This window comes from Streptomyces sp. NPDC048191 (assembly GCF_040652655.1).
Taxonomy (GTDB): Bacteria; Actinomycetota; Actinomycetes; order Streptomycetales; family Streptomycetaceae; genus Streptomyces.
The window spans coordinates 45,643-62,431 of the sequence record NZ_JBEZMO010000030.1 but is presented as its reverse complement, the minus strand read 5'-3'; the positions used below and the strand labels follow the sequence as shown (position 1 = coordinate 62,431).

The following is a 16,789-nucleotide window of genomic DNA, read 5'->3' as shown; positions in this document are numbered from 1 at the left end:
GCGGCCCGTCACACGTCCTCCGCGGCCTCCGGATCGGCGCCGAGCCGTGCCGCTGCCAGCGCCGTCGCCGGGTCATCGTCCGGGCCGCCCGCCGGCAGCCAGCAGCCGGCCTCATCGCGGTACGGCCACCAGCGCCCGTCGCGGCCGAGGCGCAGTTGGACTTCTTCGCCCCGGACGGTCCACCGGTTGGCGCTTCTGTGGAACGGGGGCCGCTCGTCCGTCTCCCAGGCAGTCTCGAGCGCCGCACGCGCGCGTGCCAGCGCCACCCCGTCCACCTGCCACTCCTCGTCGAGCACGGCCAGGGCTGCCGGACCCCCCACGCGCCAGGCGCGGACGGCCGCCGCCCATCCCTCACGGCCGCGCCCCGACCCCTCCGCGAGCCGCTCGACGACGGCGTCGCAGGGCGCTTCGCACGCGAGACGCACGGCGTCCTGGGCGGCGGTCAGGGACGTGCCGTCCCGCGGGCCCGGGCGGAGCAACTCCGCGAGGAGCCGGTAGGCCTCCACGGCGGTACGGCCCGCCAGGTGCTCCAGCGCCACGGGATCGATCCCGGGTGCCGGCGCCGTCCCGGCGGTGAGGGACGGCGGCGTGCCCGGCGCCTGCGGGAGACCCGGCAGCTCGGGCAGCGTAGGCAGGATGTCCCCGGCCGCCCAGGCCTCCGCAGCGTCCACGCCCGCGGCCCGAAAGGCGGAGGGCGCCGTGCTGCGCACATGCAGCTCCGCCAGGAACGCGTCCTTGGCGCGCCCGCGCAGCAGCAGAAGCAGAAACGGATCTTCATCGAGCAGTCGCGCCATCTGATGGCACAGCGCGGCGGTGTGCCCGCAGTGGTCCCACGTCCCGCAGCCGCACTCGGGCTCCAGATCACCCGGACCGGGCAGCAACTCGAGGCCGCCGACCGCGGCGTCCTCGACCAGCAGTGGGGGCAACTCCCCGTCGAGGAGCGCGGCCATGTGACCCGCCTGCTCCACGGTCACGTCCAGGAACCGTCCCCACTGCGCTTCGGACAGCTCCGGCACGAGGACGTCGGCCCGGTGGGCCGCGCCCCCGGGCTCGCGCACGACGGCGGTGACACGGCCCGGTCGCACGGTCACCGCGCCCACTCCGCCCACCCGCGCGAGCCGGCGGCCCGCCTTGACCGCCGCGCCGTCCAGCGCGCCGTCCTCCAGGGCGCGCAGCCAGGCGCGCCCCCACCAGCTCTGCGCGAATCCACGCCCGCGCGCGGGTGGCAACGCGGCGAAGGTGCGCCCCGTCTCCCGGTCTTGCTCGTCGCCGTGGCGGCTCATCGTGCCTCCCCGCGCAGTTCCACCAGTGCGGCCAGTTCCGCGTCCGACAGTTCCGTCAGCGCGGCCTCGCCGGTTCCCAGCACCGCCTCCGCCAACTCCCGTTTGCGGTCCAGCAGATCGGCGATGCGGTCCTCCAGGGTTCCCTCGGCGATCAGCCGGTGCACCTGCACCGGGCGGTTCTGCCCGATGCGGTACGCGCGGTCGGTGGCCTGGGCCTCGACCGCCGGATTCCACCAGCGGTCGTAGTGCACGACATGCTCGGCCCGGGTGAGGTTCAGACCCGTCCCGGCGGCCTTCAGGGACAGCAGGAAGACCGGTGCCTCGCCGTCCTGGAAACGCCGTACCAGCTCCTCGCGCGCGGCGACCGGAGTCCCGCCGTGCAGCAGCAGCGAGGGCACCCCACGGGTCGTCAGATGCCGTTCGAGCAGGCGGGCCATGCGCACGTACTGGGTGAAGACGAGTACCCCCGAACCCTCCGCGAGGATGGTGCCGAGGAGTTCGTCGAGCAGTTCCAGCTTGCCCGAACGCCCAGTGAGCCGGGGCTCGTCCTCCTTGAGGAACTGCGCCGGGTGGTTGCAGATCTGCTTCAGGCCGGTCAGCAACCCCACGATCAGGCCGCGGCGGCCCATGCCGTCGGCCGCCGCGATCCGGTCCAGCGTCTCGCGCACCAGCGCCTCGTACAGGCCCACCTGTTCCGGGGTGAGCGCCACCGGGTGATCGCTCTCGGTCTTCGGCGGCAGCTCGGGTGCGATGCCCGGGTCCGACTTGCGCCGTCGCAGCAGGAACGGCCGCACGAGCTTCGCCAGCCGCTGTGCGGCGAGATGGTCGAGTCCGCCCTCGACCGGTTGCGCATAGCGGGCACGGAAGGTGCCGAGGCGGCCGAGCAGGCCGGGGGTCGTCCAGTCCAGGATGGCCCACAGTTCGCTGAGGTTGTTCTCCACCGGGGTGCCGGTGAGCGCCACGCGCGCGCGTGCCCCGATGCGGCGCAGTGCCCGCGCGGTCGCCGAGTAGGGGTTCTTCACGTGCTGTGCCTCGTCGGCCACGACCAGGCCCCACGGCGGTGCGGCGAGCCGCTCGGCGTCCAGGCGCAGGGTGCCGTACGTCGTCAGGACGAACTCCCCGTCCCCGCCGGATCCGAGGGCGCGTCCGGGGCCATGGAACCTGCGCACCGGCACACCGGGAGCGAACCGTTCGATCTCGCGCTGCCAGTTGCCGAGCAGGGAGGCCGGGCAGACGACGAGCGTGGGACCGGCGGTCGAGGCGTCCGTCTGCCGGTGCAGATGCAGCGCGATCAACGTGACCGTCTTGCCGAGGCCCATGTCGTCGGCCAGGCAGCCGCCCAGGCCGAGGGAGGTCATGTCGGCCAGCCAGTCGAGTCCGCGGAGTTGATAGTCGCGCAGCGTGGCGGCCAGCCCGGGCGGCTGACCGACGGTGCGTGCGGTCCGAGGGTCCGTGAGGCGCTCCCGGAGCCGTTCCAGCCACCCCGACGCGCGTACGTCGACCTGGTGGCCGTCGACCTCCGCCGACCCCGTCAGAGCGGCGGACAACGCCTCGACCGCGGCGAGGGCGCGGCCCCGGCGGGTGCGGGCGTGGTGCGCCTGCCGGGGGTCGATCAGGACCCAGCCGTCGCGCAGCCGCACCAGGGGGCGCTCGGCCTCCGCGAGCCGGTCCAGTTCCTCCCGGGACAGCTCACGCCCGCCCAGCGCGAACCACCAGCCGAACGAGACCGTGGCGTCCGAGGAGAGCATCGACGAGGGTGCCGCGGCCGCGTCCTGTGGGGCGGCCGCCGCGTCCTCCGGCGGGCCGACGGTGGCGTGCATCGTGAGGTCGCGTGACAGGCTCCGCGGCCAGTGCACGTCGACTCCCGCCGCGGTCAGGGCCCGCGCGCCCGCTCCGAGGAGTTCGGCGATCTCGTCGTCTGCGAGCTCCAGGGCGTCGGGTACGGCGGCGGAGAGCAGCGGAGTGAGGGGCGGCCAGGCGTGGACGGCACGTCGCAGTGCCAGCAACGCCTCGGCACGCGCGCGTGGACCGACCGCTTCCGGCGCGGCTCCCGTGCCGGTCCACAGGGTGGCGGCGTCGAGGACGTTGGCCGTCCCGCTCACGCCGTGCACCTGCAGCACCGCACGGTACCGCACGGAAGCGTCGTCCCGCTGTACGGCGCCGTCGGGACCGTCCCCCAGACCGGAGACCTCCACGCGCAGCGACAGCCGCACCCCGGCGTCATGGCGGGCGGCGATGTCGTCGGCCCACGCGCGCAGGGCGGGCAACCGCTGCGGCTCGGGCACCGCGTAGGCGGGGCCCCCGGTCACCGACGCGGCGGCGGGGGACCGCGGGAGCACGTCGGCGACCGCGTCCAGGAAGGCGTGCAGCAGCCGCTCGGGGGCCGGCAGCCGGGGTGCTCCGGCGGTCGCGAGCGGTAGCGCGTGGGCCTCCGGGGGCATGGCGGCGGCGAGTTCACGGATCAGCTCCGTGTCCCGCGCGGACAGCGGGCCCACCCGCCAGGTGTCGTGATCGCCGGGGGAGAGACCCGGCAGCAGGAGGCCACGCGCCAGGAAGTGCAGGGCCAGGTGGCAGGCTGCAGCCCAGAAGCCGGCCGAGCGGTGCCGGTGCCGCAGCGCACGCGCGTGGGAGAGCAACGGCAGGGCGCGGTGCACGGGCAGCAGAAGTACCGGCGTACGGACCGGCTCGACGCCGCCGTCCGCCGAGGGCACCAGGAGGTCCAGCTCCGCCGGGGAGCCGTCGGCCACGACGGGCGGTGCCTCGCCGTCCGGTCGCCAGAAGGCGAACCGGCCCTTGCGAGCCGGGTCGGACGGCAGGAACAGGGCGTGGCATCCGGCCAGTTCGGAGAGCTGGGAGGGTGAGGGCGTGGGAGAGGTCTGCACAGCGCTGCCGTACTCCTCAAATTTGACTACTGGGGTCGGGGTCGCCGAGGGTACCCCACGTCGAGGGCGAGCCCGGCAGGTTGGCGGTCGTGATCCGGGCCACTTCACAATGTGTTCGAGTCCTGGCCATGGTTCGCTGCGCACGAGGAGTGCTATCACGGTCTTGTGCGGTGAGGGTGAGCCGGCCGAGCCGGCCCTTAGGGGCGAGCCTCAGGGATGTCTCAGGGGCGGGCCTGGAACCGCCGGCGGCTGGGGGCCGTTTTCACAGCAGAGGGCGGCAACGGCCGCGGAGGAGGCGACGCTCATGTCCAACAACGCGAAGATCGCCGTCGGAGGTGTGGCGGTCGGGCTGATCCTGCTGATCTGGCTGCCCTGGTGGGTGTCGTTCCTGATCGTGGTCGGGGTCCCGGTGGCGGCCTATCTGGCACTGGACCCCTCGCAGCGGCGCAGGCTCCGCAGGATCACCCGCAAAGAGCTCGGCCGCTGAGGGGGCGGCGGAGGCCGCAGAGGGCCCGTGCGGGCCGCTGACGTCCTGCCGGGCAGGGGAGCGGCCCGGGCCCGCCGCCCGAGTCGTGCGTCGTCGGCGGCGCCTCGGTGTCGGCCCTGTGCCGGCAGGCCTCAGATGGGCCGTACGGCCATCTTGTCGAGTGCCTCCAGCAGGCCCGGCAGCTCGGGCCCACGGCCCACCGGCAGGACCTCGCCGGGCTCTTCGTCGAGCAGCACGAAGGCGATGTCGTCGGTGCGGGCCACGATCGACCAGCCGGGGCCGTCGGCCCGCAGCGTGCGGGCGTCCCCGGGGGCGAACGACGAGCGCACCCGGCCGAGCGGTGGCGGCGAGTCGACATAGGCACGCGCCTCCGCGAGCACCCGCCTGACGCCCCGGTGGCCGCCCTGAGGCCGGTGTTCCTCGCCCCCCGGCGACGACACCTCGGTCTTCTCCTGCCCCTCCGGCTCCTCCCGTCCGTCCCGCGCCGAGAATTTCTCGTCGCTGATCTGCTCCCGCCACGCTGCCCACTGCAGCGCTATCTCGTCCGCGCCCAGGCGGCGCTGGGCAGGCCCCCAGTGGCTGGTGTCGGGCGGGCTCAGCGCAGGCCGGTCCGCCACCTCGGGATCCGGGTCGTGCGGGGCGGGGACATCGGGCGCCGCGACAGCGACGGCCAGCGGCCACCCCGGCAGGGCGGTCACGACCGCGCGCTCGTCCGGCGACAGCTCGTACTCCATGCCGCAGTCCCAGGACGCGATCGCCACGGCGACGAGCGAGACGTCGTCGATGACGACCGTCCAGCGGGCGCCGACGCCGTCCTGGCCCAGCACCAGGCCGTACCCGTCGGCGACGGGCACCAGTCCCAGCGCGGCACACGCCTCCGGATAGTCGTCGCCCAGAACGCTCGGAAACTGTGCCGGCGTCAGCAACACCGCCGTCAGTACGTACAGCGCATCGTCCGCGGCGGCGACGGCCTCCTCGTCGGCTTCGGCCATCCCTGCCTCCCCAGTGGTTCGTCCAACGGCGCGCACCCTAGTGCGAGCGGAAGCCGCTTGTCACGACTCCTCACACACGCGGACCTGCAGGTTTCCGCCTGGACGGGGGCGAAACGACCACGACGCACGCAAGGTCTCCTCAATCCGAGGGCAGCCCGAGCAGGTCGCGGGCCACCGTCGCGGGCGACTCGTCGCGCTCCCGCGCCAGCGCGACCACCGCACGGCAGGCGAGCTCGCTCACCCCGAACGACAGCGCCTCCGGCGACACCCAGGCGGCGGCCTCCTCGATCCGGTCCTGATCGTCCTCGGCACGGGCCACGACATAGGTGGCCGCCGCTTCGAACAAATTGTGCGCACGCCTCTCCCGGGCACCCGCCGGCTGTGCGGTCGTCGAGGTGCGGAGCCTGGCGGCGTACTTGTGTATCCGGCCGAACACGCGGACCATCCTTCCCCCGAGCGGGGTCATCGTCGTTCGTTCATCTGCTTACCTTCAACCTAGAGTTGGACTTTCCGTGGCAGAAGGGGGAAGGCGCGGTGAAGCGCCGCGAGTTCGGCTCCCCCTACGACCGGGGCCGGCCGGCCCGGCCCTCAAGTGATGCGAGGGTCTCGCGCAGCCAGGCCAGTTCGGCCCGGCTGGTGGCGCGCGCGATGGTGAGGACTCCGCGGCGGAACGGGTCGTCCAGTTCCTCCGCGCGCAGCGGCCGGTCGCCGTCGTAGAAGAAGCTCGCAGGCTCCTCCAGGAAGGCCAGCCTGCGGCGCAGTACGGCCGCCTGGGCGGCGGGGTCCTCCAGATGCCGCAGGAACGCGAGCAGGGTGAACCAGTTGTTCTCGTCGGTGATCTCGCGCTGCGCGGGCTCGGCGAGCCGGCGCTTCAACTCGCGCCCGCCCTCCTCGGTCAGCCTCAGTACGTGGCGCGGCGCCGCCACCGCGCCGGGCTCGGTGGCCCTGACCAGGAGCCCCGCCTTCTCCAGCCGTTTGATCGCCGGGTACAGCGTGCTCTCGGCGACGGGCCGCACATGGCCGGTGAGCGCGGCGATGTGCCGGCGCAGGACGTATCCGTGCAGTGGGGCGTCGTAGAGGAAACCGAGGATGGCGAGTTCGAGCACGGCCGCATTCTTGCGCAGGGCGCTGTACCTCGCCACTTCCATACTCTCTTTCAGCTATACCTCGTTCCCGATGTATAGTCCTGAACGTCACAGAACGCTGGGGAGGGCACCGTGAAGCAGGCCGTGTTCGACAACGAGGGAAGCCGGATCCGCTGGACCGAGGCACCGGGGGCGGAGCCGGCGCGGGTGTATCTGCACGGACTCGGCTCGATGTCCGCCGTCTACCACGCGCACATCGCGGCCCGCCCCGAACTCGCGGGTCGGCGCAGCCTGTTCGTCGACCTGCCGGGACATGGCATCAGCGACCGGCCCGGCGGCTTCGGATACACGCTCGAGCAGCATGCCGACGCGGTGGCCGCCGCGCTGGACGAAGCCGGAGTCCGCGGCGCCGAATTCATCGCGCACAGCATGGGCGGCGCCGTGGCCGTCGTCCTCGCCCACCGGCGGCCCGACCTCGCCTCCCGGCTGGTCCTCGTGGAGGCCAACCTGGACGCCTTCCCGCCACGCACCGCGGCCAGCAGTGGAATCGCCGCCCATGGCGAGGACGAATTCGTCGAGGAGCAGTACGCGCGCGTGCTGGAGACCGTCGGCCCGCTGTGGGCGGCCACCATGCGGCTGGCCGACCCGCGTGCCCTGCACCGCAGCGCCGTCGGCCTGCGCCGGGGCTCGGATCCTGTGATGCGCACGCTCCTGGAAAAGCTGCCCGTCGACCGGGTCTACCTTCAGGGCGAGCACAGTGGCGAACTGGCAGGCCGCGAAGGCCTGGAAGCCGCCGGGGTGCGCGTGATCACGGTGCCTGGCGCCGGGCACAACGTCATGTTCGACAATCCCGACGCCTTCGCGGCGGCCGTCGCCGGAACGGACTGACCCGCCCGGCCCTCACAGGCGCGACGTTCAGCCCTCGCGCCCCGCCAGGGCGAGGAAGCGGCCGTCCTCGTCGACGTACGACGACATGCTCCATCCCGAACGGGCGAGCAGCGGGCCGAGGTTGGCCTCGGCGCGCAGGTCGTCCGGGGTGACCTGGCGGCCCTGACGTGCCGCCAGGGCCGCGCGCCCGATGGGGTGGAACAGTGCGAGCGTGCCGCCGGGCCGCACCACGCGGGCCAGTTCCCTCAGGTTCCGCTCGGGGCGCGGCAGATGGGCGATCAGACCGGCCGCGAACACCGCGTCCAGGGTTGCGGACCGCAGCGGCAGGGCGGCGACATCCGTGAGCAGCAGCCGACCGTGCCGGTCCCGGCCCGCCCGTACGGCGGCCTCGAGCATCGCCGGCGTCAGATCGGCGCCCAGCACCACCCCGGACGCGCCCACGGCGGCCCGCAGCGGCGGCAGCGCGCGTCCCGTGCCGCAGCCCGCATCCAGTACCCGGTCGCCGGGCCGCAGTCCGAGATCGGTCACGGCGGCCGCGTAGGCGGGACCGTCGTCGGGGAACCGGCTGTCCCAGTCGGCCGCACGAGCGCTGAAGAACTCCTGGACATGTGTGTGGTCGTCGCTCATGTTCCGCATGATTCCTCACCGTCGCGGGGGATGTGTAGGCGCACATGTTCGGGCCGGACTCGATCGTTCCGTCGCATCCGGATGTCATATTCCAACAGCTTTCGAAATGCGCCCCCTTTGTGCACCCGTGCCCCCCTAGCGTCCCTTGGCCATGGGACACCTGGACCACGCCGCCTTCGGCTGGCTGACCCCCGCGCTGTCGTACGTCATGGCCTGCATAGGCGCCGCGCTCGGACTGCGCTGCACCGTCCGCGCGCTCGGTACCACCGGCCGCTCACGCCGCAACTGGCTCATCACCGCGGCCTCCGCCATCGGAACGGGCATCTGGACCATGCACTTCGTTGCCATGCTCGGCTTCCGCGTCACCGGCACCGACATCCGCTACGACGTGCCGCTGACCATCCTCAGCCTCCTCGTCGCCATGGTCGTGGTGTGCGCCGGCGTCTTCGCCGTCGGCTACAGCCGTGACCGCAACCGGGCGCTCCTCCTCGGCGGACTCACCACCGGGTTGGGCGTCGCCAGCATGCACTACCTGGGCATGGCGGCGGTCCGGCTGCACGGCGACATCAGGTACGACCCCGTCCTTGTCGGGGTGTCCGTGCTGATCGCCGTCGTGGCGGCGACCGCCGCCCTGTGGGCAGGCTTGAACATCAAGTCACCCCTCGCGGTCACCGTCGCCTCCCTCGTCATGGGAGCGGCCGTCAGCAGCATGCACTACACCGGGATGTTCGCGGTGAGCGTGCATGTGGAGCCCTCCGGCGAAACCCTGCCCGGGGCCACGGCGATGCAGTTCATCTTCCCCCTCGCCGTCGGTCTCGGGTCCTACCTGTTCATCACCTCGGCCTTCGTCGCCCTCTCACCGACGGCCGACGAGCGAGCGGCATCCGCCTCCGCCCAGCGCGCCGTCGAGAGCATCGCCCGCTAGCGGAAGCCGGCCCGAGCGCCCCGACCCGAACGAGGAGGCCATGCGCCCACCCCGTACGACCCCGAACGCCGGCACCCCGGCGCACCCGCCGCGCGGCCGCCGCGCACACGCCGCACCTCCCGCCGACGAGCGCACCGAGCGCCCGCTCGGTACACCAACGGTCAAGGCACGCACGCGTGCGGGCCGCCGGCACCTGCGCCCCAGGACCGTGCGCGCCAAGGTGGTCAGCCTGCTCATGGTGCCCGTCGTCTCCTTGCTCGCCCTGTGGGCGTACGCCACCGTCACCACCGCCCAGGACGTCGCCCGGCTACGCCAGTCCCAGCGGGTCGACGCCGAACTGCGCACCCCGGTGGCCGCGGCCGTCGCCGCCCTCCAGGCCGAGCGCACCGCGGCCGTGCGCTGTGCCACCGCGCCCGGCCCGGGCGACGCCGACGACCTGCAGAGCCTGGCCGCGCGCAGCGACCGGGCCGTGGCCAAGCTGCGCCTCGGCGGCAACAACACCGTCGCCGACAGCGAGGAACTGCCGGCCGGGGTCTCCGGGCGTCTCGCCGCCTTCGTCACCGGTGCCGAGCATCTGCACGCACTGCGTACGGCCGTACTGGACCACAAGGCCGGCTGGGAGACGGTGTACGGGCAGTACACCAAGACCATCGGCACGGCCTTCGCCGTGGACGGAGCCCTGTCCGGCATCCAGCAGGCCGACGTCGGCTCGGACGCGCGCGTGCTGCTCGAATTCGGCCGGGCCGCCGAGGCGCTGGCCCAGGAGGACTCCCTCGTCGCCGGTGTACGGACCACCGGGCAGCTACAGGGTGAGCGGCTACGGCTGTTCGGCGCCGCCGTCGGCGCGCGCCGCACCCTCACCGAGGCGGCCGTCGCCGATCTGCCCGACGCCCAGCGCGCCGCCTGGCGGGACCTGGCCGACAGCGCCTCCTACAGCGCACTCGGAGCCGCCGAGGACAAGGTCCTCGACGCCGTGCCCGGCGCCAAGGCGTCCGACGCGGCATCGCAGGCCTCCTGGAACACCGCCCGCACGCGCGTGCAGGACGCGATGCGGGGCATCGCGACGGACACGGGCCGGGCCGTCGCGGGCCATGCCGACCCGTTCACGCGCGGGCTGCTCAGTCCCGCGGGTGCCGCCGTACTCCTCGGCCTGGCCGCCGTCGCCGCCTCGCTCGTCATCTCCGTGCGCATCGGACGTGGCCTCGTGGTCGAACTCGTGAGCCTGCGCAACGACGCCCTGGAGATCGCCCGCCGCAAACTCCCCGAAGCGATGCGCAGACTGCGCGCCGGCGAGGAGATCGACATCCAGGCGGAGGCGCCCGCCGGACCACCCGCCGAGGACGAGGCGGCCCAGGTCTCGGAAGCCCTGACCTCCGTCCACCGCGCCGCCCTGCACGCCGCCGTGGAACGCGCCGAGCTCGCCAGCGGCATCTCCGGCGTCTTCGTCAACCTGGCCCGCCGCAGCCAGGTGCTGGTCCACCGTCAGCTCAGCCTCCTGGACAGCATGGAGCGCCGTTCCGACGACCCCAACGAGCTGAGCGATCTGTTCCGCCTGGACCACCTCACCACGCGCATGCGGCGGCATGCGGAGAGCCTGATCATCCTCTCCGGTGCCGCGCCCGGCCGGGCCTGGCGCATGCCGGTGTCCCTGACCAACGTCGTACGCGCCGCCGTGTCCGAAGTGGAGGACTACGCGCGTGTGGAGGTGCGCCAGCTCCCGGAGGCCCAGGTCATCGGCGCCGCCGTCGCCGACCTCACCCATCTGCTCGCAGAACTCGTGGAGAACGCCGCACAGTTCTCACCGCCCCACACGCGCGTGCGCGTGACCGGCGAACCCGTCGGCAACGGCTACGCCCTGGAGATCGAGGACCGGGGCCTCGGCATGGGCGCCGAGACCCTCGCGAAGGCCAACCGTCGCATACAGCAGTCCGAGGCCCTCGACCTGTTCGACAGCGACCGGCTCGGGCTCTTCGTGGTCAGCCGGCTCGCCTCCCGGCACGACGTCAGGGTGCACCTGCGCACCTCCCCCTACGGAGGCACCACCGCCGTCGTCCTGCTGCCCACGGCCCTGCTGCACGCCGGTGCGCCGGAACGCCCCTCGGCGCAAGCCGAGCAGGCCCCGCACGAGCAGGAACGCCACCACGCACGCGTGCCCGGCACGAGCCGGCGCCAGGAGACCGTGGCGGCACGGTCGGACCGGCCCGCCCTCGCGGTCACCGCTCCCGGTCCCCACGGCGCCGCCGACGAGCCGGCCCCGCACACGACAGTCGTCGAGCCGGGACCGCACGGAACGGCCCCCGAAACCCCGCCCACCGGAGTCACCCCGCTGAGGCTGCACCGGCCGCCGAACGACTCCGAGACCTCCGAAGACCTGCCCCGCCGCGTGCGTCAGGCGAGCCTTGCCCCCCAGCTCCGGCAGCAGCGCCACCAGGCTCCGGAACCGGAGGCCGCGCGGCACGGCGACGAACGGCGCACCCCCGAACTGGTACGGGACCGCATGGCGGCCTACCGCGACGGCTGGGCGCGGGGCGGTGGCAGACAGCCCGGACGCGGCGCCGCCCCGGGACCCGAAACGCGCAGTGACAGCAGCGAAGGAGACCCGGCATGATCCAGGACCCGAACACGAGGGCCGGCCAGCGCTCCGGCGAACTGGACTGGTTGCTCGACGACCTGGTGATGCGCGTCAGCGAGGTACGGCACGCCGTCGTGCTCTCCAACGACGGACTGGCCGTCGGCGCCTCCACCGGCCTCGCGCGGGAGGACGCCGAGCACCTCGCCGCCGTCGCGTCCGGTTTCAACAGCCTCGCCAAGGGCACGGGACGGCATTTCGGAGCGGGCGGCGTGCGCCAGACCATGGTCGAGATGGACGACGCGTTCCTCTTCGTGGCCGCCGCCGGCGACGGTTCCTGCCTCGCCGTCCTCACCGCCGTCACCGTCGACATCGGACTGGTCGCCTACGAGATGGCGCGCCTGGTCAAGCGGGTCGGCGAGCACCTCTACACGGCACCGCGCGTCGCCGCACAGCCACCCGCTGCCGGATGACACCGAAAAGGCGACACCGATGACCGAGAACGAGAGCGGCGGCCCATGGGAGCCGGGAAGCCAGTGGTACGACGGCGAAGCCGGACCGCTGGTGCGCCCCTACGCGATGACGGGCGGGCGCACCCAGCCGGGGCCCACCGGGGTGCGCTTCGACCTGATCGCACTGGTCACCCTCGACCCCGGGGCAGCGGCGCTCGACGATGCCCCGCTCGGTCCCGAACACCGGACCCTGATCGAGCTCTGCCGCACGGAGACGCAGTCCGTCGCCGAACTCGCCGCGGACGCCGACCTTCCCGTCGGCGTCGTCAGGGTGCTCCTCGGCGACCTCCTGGAACTCGGCTGTGTGGTCATCAGCCGTCCCGTGCCGCCGGCGCACCTGCCCGACGAGCGGATTCTGCGCGAGGTCATCGCGGGATTGCGAGCTCTGTAGATGGACGTTCCGAAGGCGCCGTACGCCGCGTCGCATGCCGATCCGTACGTGTCGCTCCCCGATCCGCACGTGTTGCGCCGCCGACCGGGCGCAAGTCGGTCACATCAGGTGCACTTCGGTCCAACCGCCCGGAGACGCCGTTCCGTTGTCATGATGCTGACCTCACGCCCGCAGCAGGCGGACGCCGACCGCAGCCGGCCCACCCGAGAGAAGTGATCATGGTCACCGAGCACTCCGACGCCGTCGGCGACACCTCCGCCCTGGCACTGAAGATACTGGTCGCCGGGGGCTTCGGCGTCGGCAAGACGACCCTGGTCGGGGCCGTCAGCGAGATCCGGCCGCTGCGCACCGAGGAACTTCTCAGCGAGGCCGGGCAGTTGGTGGACGACACCGACGGGGTGGACCAGAAGGTCACCACCACCGTCGCCATGGACTTCGGGCGCATCACCATCCGCTCCGGTCTGTCCCTCTACCTCTTCGGCACCCCGGGACAGGACCGCTTCTGGTTCCTCTGGGACGAACTCTCCCAGGGCGCCCTCGGAGCCGTCGTCCTCGCGGACACCAGGCGCCTGGAGGACTGCTTCCCCGCGGTCGACTACTTCGAGCACCGGCGCATCCCGTTCGTGGTCGCCGTCAACTGCTTCGCGGGAGCCCGCACCTACGGCGCACACGACGTCTCCCGCGCCCTCGATCTCGACCGCGGCACACCCGTGGTCCTGTGCGACGCGCGCGACCGGGACTCCGGCAAGGAGGTGCTGATCCGGCTCGTCGAGTACGCCGGGCGGATGCACACCGCCCGGCTCCTGGACTCGGTCGGCTGAGCGCGCCGTCAGGCCGCCAGATCCTTCACCGCGACCACCTGGTCGATGGGCGCCCGGACCAGCAGCTCACCCGGAACGCCGTTGCGGGCACCGTACTCCTCGGCGCGGTCCTCGCCCATGTACCGGGCGGCGATCCGGGTGGCCCAGTGACGCACCTGGTCCAAATCCTCCGACAGCCTGGCCCGGCCGTTCAGCACCACGAAGTGGAACGGCGGCCGATCGTCGTCCACACAGAGGGCGATCCGTCCGTCACGGGCGAGATTGCGCCCTTTCACGGTGTCTTTGCCTGTGTTGAAGACCAGCTCGTCGCCGTCCAGCAGGAACCAGATCGGGGCCACATGAGGGCTCCCATCGGCGCGAACGGTGGACAGCTTGCCGGTCCGGGTGCCGTCGGTGACGAACGCCCGCCATTCCTCGTCGGTCATCTTCTGTGCCATGAGCCCATCCTGCTTGCCCGCACGCCGGTCGTGGGGAAGGCTGGCTGGGAGTTCCTCCAGCCAGGGGGAGACATCGCACGGGGAGAGGGAAATGGCGCAGAACCAGGGACTCGGCTGGCTCCTGGACGACCTGACCGAGCGCGTGGACCACGTGCGGCACGCACTGGTCCTGTCGAACGACGGACTCGTCACGGGTGCGAGCACGGGCCTACGCCGTGAGGACGCCGAGCATCTGGCCGCCGTGGCGTCCGGGCTGCACAGCCTGGCCAAGGGGTCGGGACGCCACTTCGGCGCGGGCCGGGTACGCCAGACCATGATCGAGTACGACGACGCCGTGCTGTTCGTGACGGCGGCGGGCACCGGCAGCTGCCTGTGCGTACTCAGCGGAGCGGAAGCCGACATCGGCCAGATCGCCTACGAGATGACCCTGCTCGTGAACCGGGTCGGCGAACACCTCGGCGTCGACGCGAGGCAGCCCGAGCGAACCCCCATCGTAGACGTCTGACCTGCAACTTCTCCTTCCTCTGCGGAGTTGTCCACAGGCTCGCCACGGTCGGCGCCACATTGGCTACGGTGTGTGCACGGCGAACGCGCAGGGCGTGAGCCGACGACTCCACGGGGGAGTACGACCATGTCGCCAAGCACCTTCAGCCCACCCCGGCCCGCCACCTGCAGCCCGAGCCGGGCCGCAAGGGAACTGGGCCTCAAACGAGGCGAGTTCGACCTCGCCGTGCATCTCGGCCACATCCGGACCGTGCCCGACGAGGGCGGGGGAGGAGGCCGCAGGGTGGAGCGCGCGGAGATCGACCGCCTGAGCGCGCGGGAGGACTGCGCGGAAACCCTGCGCGAGCGCGTGCGGGTGGTGGGGACCACCGAGGGCGCCGGCCTCATGGAGATCCCTGTCGGCCGGTTCACCCGACTCGCCCGTCTGGGCCTGCTCGTGCCGGTGAAGTGGCACCTGACCCGCTACCGCACCGTGGTCTGGCTCCATCTGGCCGAAGACCTGCGTACCTTCGCCTCGGACACCGCGAACGCACACCTCCTCCAAGGGCGTACACCCGAGACTCTGCGCGGTCAGCTGGCGGCCGGAGTGGACCTGCGCGCCCGCAACTGGCGAGGCCGCCACCTCGGGTTCCTACTGCGCCTGGCCGGGGAGGAGCCATGGGCCCGGGCCGGAGCCGTGGCGGCCTTCCTCTCGCCCGTCGAGATCGCCGACCTCGTCAAGGACCCTTGTGAGCGTGCCCGTCTGAACCGGTTCCGGCCCGCATTGCCCGGACACGGCACCCCGGGATCGCCCGCGGCGCACCGGGCCGAGCGGATCACGACGGCGCAGGACGCGGACGAGATCGAGTGGCTGCGCAGCGACCTGGCCCACATGCTCGAGGAGGCCCGCGCCTTCTCACCGGCCCCTCGCCGTGCCGCCCGCCCTGCCGCGCCGGTCCTGAGGGCGGTCGCACGACCCATCCCGCCCATGACCCGCACGGTCACGCGAGCTGTGGAGCAGACTGTGCCGCCGCGGTCGGATCCCGGGGCGGAGCCCGGACCGGCCGAGCCGGACAGCGGTACCGGGCCTGCAGCTCACCACCGACCGTCCACCGAAGAACCCGTCTCCGCCTCGCTCGGCGCGACTGGGAAAGCCGACCTGTTGGTGCTGGGCTCACGTGGCCCAGGCGCCGTAGCCGGACTCCTGGTCGGGTCCGCCCCCACAGGCAGTCGTGGCCGGCAGCCGACGGCCCGTCGTCCTCGTGCGGGACAGCCTGCGCCCACGCCTTCTGACTACTGCACGGCGGCGGGAAGCCATGGGCGGACAACAGGGCCGACCGGCCCTGGCCCCTCGGCCCGACAAGGGAAAGCATCTCTGTACGGAGGGGAGGGCCGATTCCATCCATGAGCGGACTCGGTACGGAGCGCGGAACCAGGGAGCAGTTTGATGGCGGACAGTGAGCAGCCCGGCGTCGACAACCCGATTCGGGTCTTTCTGCTGGACGACCACGAGGTCGTACGGCGCGGGGTCCGCGACCTGCTGAACGACGAGCCGGACATAGAGGTGATCGGCGAGGCCGGCACGGTGGAGCAGGCGCTGGTGCGTGTCCCCGCGTTGCGCCCACAGGTGGCCGTGCTCGACGTCCGTCTGCCCGACGGCGACGGCGTGACCGTGTGCCGGGATCTGCGCTCCCGCATGCCGGAGCTGGCCTGCCTCATGCTGACCTCCTTCGATGACGAGGAGGCACTGCTCGACTCGATCATGGCGGGCGCCTCCGGATACGTCCTGAAGCAGATCCAGGGCTCGGACCTGGTGTCCGCCGTGCGCACCGTGGCAGGAGGCCAGTCCCTCCTCGATGCCAGCGCCACCACCAAACTGATGGCCCGGTTGCGCGGCGGCCAGCGGGAGGAGCAGCAGCCCGACGGACTGCAGGGCCTGACCGAGCGGGAGCGGGAGATCCTGGCTCTGATCGGCGAGGGTCTGACCAACCGCCAGATCGGCCAGCGACTGTACCTGGCGGAGAAGACGGTGAAGAATCACATCTCCCGTCTGCTGGCCAAGCTCGGCGTCGAGCGCCGTATCCAGGCCGCCGTCATCGCCACCCAGGTCCAGGACCGGCAGCGGCAGGAAGGGCACTGAACCGGGGCCGCCGGGACTCCACGTCGACCGCGCCCTCGACGGCACGGACCAGGCGCGCAGTCACCGGGCCAGGGACGTGTCCCGGGCGTGGCCGACGGGCCTCACGACGCCGTTGCACACTTCCACCTCCACGGCTGACACCGGCGCAGGGAAGAGATGCGCCACGACCTCCCGCCGGATCCTCGGCGATCTCCTCATCGTCCCGCGGGAACACCTTGAGCAGGCCCGCGCGGCTGACGATGCCCGCTTCCAGCGGTGGCCACGGTG

At 72.6% G+C, this 16,789-nt stretch carries 16 protein-coding genes and 2 pseudogenes; 10 read left to right on the top strand and 8 right to left on the bottom strand.

Annotation, left to right across the window (positions count from 1 at the left end):
- Nucleotides 1–8 precede the first annotated feature (8 nt).
- Both AB0D93_RS33605 and AB0D93_RS33600 read right to left on the bottom strand, forming a co-directional pair.
- On the bottom strand, nucleotides 9–1,283 hold the full coding sequence (locus AB0D93_RS33605) for an SWF or SNF family helicase (protein WP_362127750.1): 1,275 nt from the start codon (nucleotides 1,281–1,283) through the stop codon (nucleotides 9–11).
- Nucleotides 1,280–4,165: a DEAD/DEAH box helicase gene (locus tag AB0D93_RS33600; protein WP_362127748.1), complete on the bottom strand. Its 2,886-nt coding sequence runs from the start codon at nucleotides 4,163–4,165 to the stop codon at nucleotides 1,280–1,282. The genes AB0D93_RS33605 and AB0D93_RS33600 overlap by 4 nt, the downstream gene beginning before the upstream one ends.
- Nucleotides 4,166–4,469: 304 nt before the next feature.
- Here AB0D93_RS33600 and AB0D93_RS33595 point away from each other — a divergent pair, with 304 nt between their 5' ends.
- A complete protein-coding gene (locus AB0D93_RS33595) occupies nucleotides 4,470–4,652 on the top strand; it encodes a hypothetical protein (protein ID WP_362127745.1) in 183 nt (60 codons plus the stop codon).
- A 131-nt stretch (nucleotides 4,653–4,783) separates the two neighbouring features.
- On the opposite strand, the gene AB0D93_RS33590 is transcribed toward AB0D93_RS33595, so the two are convergent.
- From AB0D93_RS33590 to AB0D93_RS33580, 3 genes are all read right to left on the bottom strand, one after another.
- The gene (locus AB0D93_RS33590) at nucleotides 4,784–5,644 is read right to left on the bottom strand and encodes a hypothetical protein (protein ID WP_362127742.1); all 861 of its coding nucleotides are present in this window, start codon (nucleotides 5,642–5,644) and stop codon (nucleotides 4,784–4,786) included.
- Between the two features lie 139 nt (nucleotides 5,645–5,783).
- A complete protein-coding gene (locus AB0D93_RS33585) occupies nucleotides 5,784–6,089 on the bottom strand; it encodes a hypothetical protein (RefSeq protein WP_362127839.1) in 306 nt (101 codons plus the stop codon).
- Between the two features lie 115 nt (nucleotides 6,090–6,204).
- Nucleotides 6,205–6,750, bottom strand: coding sequence for a PadR family transcriptional regulator (locus AB0D93_RS33580; RefSeq protein WP_362127836.1), 546 nt, complete (start codon nucleotides 6,748–6,750; stop codon nucleotides 6,205–6,207).
- 111 nt (nucleotides 6,751–6,861) lie between these two features.
- On the opposite strand from AB0D93_RS33580, the gene AB0D93_RS33575 reads away from it, so the two are divergent.
- Nucleotides 6,862–7,617, top strand: a complete 756-nt coding sequence (locus tag AB0D93_RS33575) for an alpha/beta hydrolase (protein ID WP_362127739.1) — start codon at nucleotides 6,862–6,864, stop codon at nucleotides 7,615–7,617.
- Between the two features lie 27 nt (nucleotides 7,618–7,644).
- Here AB0D93_RS33575 and AB0D93_RS33570 read toward each other — a convergent pair whose 3' ends face one another.
- Nucleotides 7,645–8,244 (bottom strand): class I SAM-dependent methyltransferase, encoded by a 600-nt coding sequence (locus AB0D93_RS33570; protein ID WP_362127736.1) that lies wholly within the window; start codon nucleotides 8,242–8,244, stop codon nucleotides 7,645–7,647.
- 151 nt (nucleotides 8,245–8,395) lie between these two features.
- Here AB0D93_RS33570 and AB0D93_RS33565 point away from each other — a divergent pair, with 151 nt between their 5' ends.
- The 5 genes from AB0D93_RS33565 (at nucleotide 8,396) to AB0D93_RS33545 (ending at nucleotide 13,462) form a co-directional block, all read left to right on the top strand.
- Nucleotides 8,396–9,169 (top strand): MHYT domain-containing protein, encoded by a 774-nt coding sequence (locus AB0D93_RS33565; protein ID WP_362127733.1) that lies wholly within the window; start codon nucleotides 8,396–8,398, stop codon nucleotides 9,167–9,169.
- Nucleotides 9,170–9,209: 40 nt separating this feature from the next.
- Complete coding sequence (locus AB0D93_RS33560; RefSeq protein WP_362127730.1) at nucleotides 9,210–11,777, top strand: nitrate- and nitrite sensing domain-containing protein; 2,568 nt, start codon at nucleotides 9,210–9,212, stop codon at nucleotides 11,775–11,777.
- Nucleotides 11,774–12,211: a roadblock/LC7 domain-containing protein gene (locus AB0D93_RS33555; protein ID WP_362127727.1), complete on the top strand. Its 438-nt coding sequence runs from the start codon at nucleotides 11,774–11,776 to the stop codon at nucleotides 12,209–12,211. The genes AB0D93_RS33560 and AB0D93_RS33555 overlap by 4 nt, the downstream gene beginning before the upstream one ends.
- Nucleotides 12,212–12,230: 19 nt before the next feature.
- Nucleotides 12,231–12,641, top strand: coding sequence for a DUF742 domain-containing protein (locus tag AB0D93_RS33550; protein ID WP_362127725.1), 411 nt, complete (start codon nucleotides 12,231–12,233; stop codon nucleotides 12,639–12,641).
- 218 nt (nucleotides 12,642–12,859) lie between these two features.
- Nucleotides 12,860–13,462: an ATP/GTP-binding protein gene (locus AB0D93_RS33545; RefSeq protein ID WP_362127722.1), complete on the top strand. Its 603-nt coding sequence runs from the start codon at nucleotides 12,860–12,862 to the stop codon at nucleotides 13,460–13,462.
- Nucleotides 13,463–13,470: 8 nt separating this feature from the next.
- Here the strand turns inward: AB0D93_RS33545 and AB0D93_RS33540 are convergent, their stop codons facing one another.
- On the bottom strand, nucleotides 13,471–13,899 hold the full coding sequence (locus tag AB0D93_RS33540; protein ID WP_362127719.1) for a PPOX class F420-dependent oxidoreductase: 429 nt from the start codon (nucleotides 13,897–13,899) through the stop codon (nucleotides 13,471–13,473).
- Between the two features lie 91 nt (nucleotides 13,900–13,990).
- On the opposite strand from AB0D93_RS33540, the gene AB0D93_RS33535 reads away from it, so the two are divergent.
- From AB0D93_RS33535 to AB0D93_RS33525, 3 genes and pseudogenes are all read left to right on the top strand, one after another.
- A complete protein-coding gene (locus AB0D93_RS33535; protein WP_362127716.1) occupies nucleotides 13,991–14,404 on the top strand; it encodes a roadblock/LC7 domain-containing protein in 414 nt (137 codons plus the stop codon).
- Between the two features lie 126 nt (nucleotides 14,405–14,530).
- A pseudogene (locus AB0D93_RS33530) lies at nucleotides 14,531–15,313 on the top strand (DUF6397 family protein); the annotation flags it as partial.
- A gap of 516 nt (nucleotides 15,314–15,829) precedes the next feature.
- Complete coding sequence (locus AB0D93_RS33525) at nucleotides 15,830–16,522, top strand: response regulator transcription factor (RefSeq protein ID WP_362127713.1); 693 nt, start codon at nucleotides 15,830–15,832, stop codon at nucleotides 16,520–16,522.
- On the opposite strand, the pseudogene AB0D93_RS33520 reads toward AB0D93_RS33525, so the two are convergent.
- Nucleotides 16,476–16,766: pseudogene (locus tag AB0D93_RS33520) on the bottom strand (BON domain-containing protein); the annotation flags it as partial. The gene AB0D93_RS33525 and the pseudogene AB0D93_RS33520 sit on opposite strands and share 47 nt — an antisense overlap.
- Nucleotides 16,767–16,789: the final 23 nt, after the last annotated feature.

Bases quoted from the DNA above. Each gene is read 5' to 3' on its own strand.
- AB0D93_RS33540 (WP_362127719.1), bottom strand. From the start codon at position 13,899: ATGGCACAGAAGATGACCGACGAGGAATGGCGGGCGTTCGTCACCGAC.
- AB0D93_RS33535 (WP_362127716.1), top strand. From the start codon at position 13,991: ATGGCGCAGAACCAGGGACTCGGCTGGCTCCTGGACGACCTGACCGAG.
- AB0D93_RS33545 (WP_362127722.1), top strand. From the start codon at position 12,860: ATGGTCACCGAGCACTCCGACGCCGTCGGCGACACCTCCGCCCTGGCA.
- AB0D93_RS33595 (WP_362127745.1), top strand. From the start codon at position 4,470: ATGTCCAACAACGCGAAGATCGCCGTCGGAGGTGTGGCGGTCGGGCTG.
- AB0D93_RS33525 (WP_362127713.1), top strand. From the start codon at position 15,830: ATGGCGGACAGTGAGCAGCCCGGCGTCGACAACCCGATTCGGGTCTTT.
- AB0D93_RS33585 (WP_362127839.1), bottom strand. From the start codon at position 6,089: ATGGTCCGCGTGTTCGGCCGGATACACAAGTACGCCGCCAGGCTCCGC.
- AB0D93_RS33550 (WP_362127725.1), top strand. From the start codon at position 12,231: ATGACCGAGAACGAGAGCGGCGGCCCATGGGAGCCGGGAAGCCAGTGG.
- AB0D93_RS33590 (WP_362127742.1), bottom strand. From the start codon at position 5,644: ATGGCCGAAGCCGACGAGGAGGCCGTCGCCGCCGCGGACGATGCGCTG.
- AB0D93_RS33565 (WP_362127733.1), top strand. From the start codon at position 8,396: ATGGGACACCTGGACCACGCCGCCTTCGGCTGGCTGACCCCCGCGCTG.
- AB0D93_RS33555 (WP_362127727.1), top strand. From the start codon at position 11,774: ATGATCCAGGACCCGAACACGAGGGCCGGCCAGCGCTCCGGCGAACTG.
- AB0D93_RS33605 (WP_362127750.1), bottom strand. From the start codon at position 1,283: ATGAGCCGCCACGGCGACGAGCAAGACCGGGAGACGGGGCGCACCTTC.
- AB0D93_RS33560 (WP_362127730.1), top strand. From the start codon at position 9,210: ATGCGCCCACCCCGTACGACCCCGAACGCCGGCACCCCGGCGCACCCG.
- AB0D93_RS33570 (WP_362127736.1), bottom strand. From the start codon at position 8,244: ATGAGCGACGACCACACACATGTCCAGGAGTTCTTCAGCGCTCGTGCG.